We start from the raw sequence: 1,917 nt of genomic DNA, 5'->3' as shown, positions 1-1,917 counted from the left end.
GAGGCTAGCGGCCCGCGCCCCGCCGCGCCAGCACGTCCAGCACCGCCATGCGGACCGCCACCCCCATCTCGACCTGCTCGCGGATCACGCTGCGCCCCGGGTCGTCGGCGACCGCGCTGTCGATCTCCACGCCGCGGTTCATCGGTCCGGGATGCATCACGATCGCGTCCGGCCGTGCGTAGGCGAGCTTTTCCGCGTCCAGACCGAAGAAGCGGAAATACTCGCGCGCGCTCGGCACCAGCCCGCCCTCCATGCGCTCGCGCTGCAGGCGCAGCATCATCACCACGTCCGCGCCGTCGAGGCCCGTGCGCATGTCGTGATGCACCTCGACCCCGAGTTCGGCGGCGGCAGCCGGGATCAGTGTCGGCGGACCTACCACGCGCACCCGGCTGCCCATGGTCGTCAGCAGATGGATGTTCGACCGCGCGACGCGCGAATGCGCGATGTCGCCGCAGATGGCGACGATGAGGTTTTCCAGCCGTCCGCGCCGGCGGCGGATCGTCAGCGCGTCGAGCAGCGCCTGTGTCGGATGCTCGTGCATCCCGTCGCCGGCATTGATGACCGACGCATCGACCTTCTGCGCCAGCAGGTTGGCGGCCCCCGACTGCGCGTGGCGCACCACCAGCAGGTCGCAATGCATGGCGTTCAGCGTGGTGGCGGTGTCGAGCAACGTCTCGCCCTTGCTGACGCTGCTGGTCGAGACCGACATGTTGATGACGTCCGCGCCCAGCCGCTTGCCGGCCAACTCGAAGCTGGTGCGGGTGCGGGTGCTGTCCTCGAAGAACAGGTTGATCAGCGTGCGTCCGCGCAGCAGGTCACGCTGCGTCTTGCCCGACCGGTTGAGTAGGGCATAGCTCTCCGCGAGGTCGAGATAGGCGGCGATCGCCGGCGGATGCAGCCCCTCGATCTGCAGCAGATGCGGGCGCATGGGCGTGTCCATCAGCCGTGCGCGCTGGCGCGGACCCGGGCCAGCGCCTCGGCCCGGCCGAGGGCGGCAAGCGTCGCGTCGATCGGCGGGCTGGTCAGGCTGCCGGTCAGGGCGGCGCGCAGCGGCTGCGCCACCTGCCCGAGCTTGCGGCCCGTCCGCTCGGCATAGGCGCGCAGCGCGGCATCGAGCGCCGGGGCGTCGAACGGCGTCTCGGCCAGGACGCCGGCGAGATCGGCGAGCATGGCCCGCGCCTCCGGCGTCAGTGCCGCCTCCGCCTTCGGCTCGAACGGCAGCGGCGGGCTGCGGCCGAGAAAGGCGGCGCTCTCGGCCAACTCCACCAGCGTCTTGGCGCGTTCCTTGAGGGCCGGCATCAGCGCGCGCACGCGCTCGGCGACGATCCCCCATTCCGGCTGTTCGAGCCGCGCCAGCACGTCGCGCGTCAGCCGGTCATCGTCGGCGGCGCGCAGGTAGACGCCGTTGATATGCGTGAGCTTCGCATAGTCCATCCGGCTCGCGGCGCGCCCGACATCGCGCAGGTCGAAGATCGCCGCGGCGGCGTCACGGTCGATGATCTCGGTGTCGCCATGCCCCCAGCCCAGCCGCAACAGGTAGTTGCACAACGCCTCGGGCAGGAAGCCCTGCTCGCGGAACTCAAGCACCGAGACGGCGCCGTGGCGCTTCGACAGCTTCGCGCCGTCCGCGCCGTGGATCAGCGGGATATGCGCGAAGGCCGGCGCCGGCCAGCGCATCGCGTCATAGACCATCCGCTGGCGGAACGTGTTGGTCAGGTGGTCGTCGCCGCGGATCACATGGGTGATGCCCATGTCGTGATCGTCCACGACGACGGCATGCAGATAGGTGGGCGTGCCGTCGCTGCGCAGGATGATCATGTCGTCGAGTTCGGCGTTGGCGACGCGGACCTCCCCCTGCACCAGGTCGGGCACCACCGTCTCGCCGTCGCGCGGCGCCTTCAGCCGGATCGCCGGGGC

2 protein-coding genes are annotated in these 1,917 nt (G+C 70.8%); both read right to left on the bottom strand.

What is annotated here, in order from left to right; genetic code table 11:
• Positions 1 to 4: 4 nt before the first annotated feature.
• Positions 5 to 940, bottom strand: coding sequence for an aspartate carbamoyltransferase catalytic subunit (locus B8460_RS13430; protein WP_048862116.1), 936 nt, complete (start codon positions 938 to 940; stop codon positions 5 to 7).
• A partial coding sequence (locus tag B8460_RS13425) for a glutamate--tRNA ligase (RefSeq protein ID WP_048862115.1) occupies positions 940 to 1,917 on the bottom strand: 978 nt, incomplete at its 5' end. The genes B8460_RS13425 and B8460_RS13430, both read right to left, overlap by 1 nt.

The organism is Acidisphaera rubrifaciens HS-AP3, from assembly GCF_000964365.1.
In the GTDB taxonomy this organism is placed as follows: Bacteria; Pseudomonadota; Alphaproteobacteria; order Acetobacterales; family Acetobacteraceae; genus Acidisphaera; species Acidisphaera rubrifaciens.
The sequence above is the reverse complement of the archived record's forward strand: the minus strand, read 5'-3'. Positions and strand labels throughout refer to the sequence as shown.

Bases quoted from the DNA above. Each gene is read 5' to 3' on its own strand.
- B8460_RS13430 (WP_048862116.1), bottom strand. From the start codon at position 940: ATGGACACGCCCATGCGCCCGCATCTGCTGCAGATCGAGGGGCTGCAT.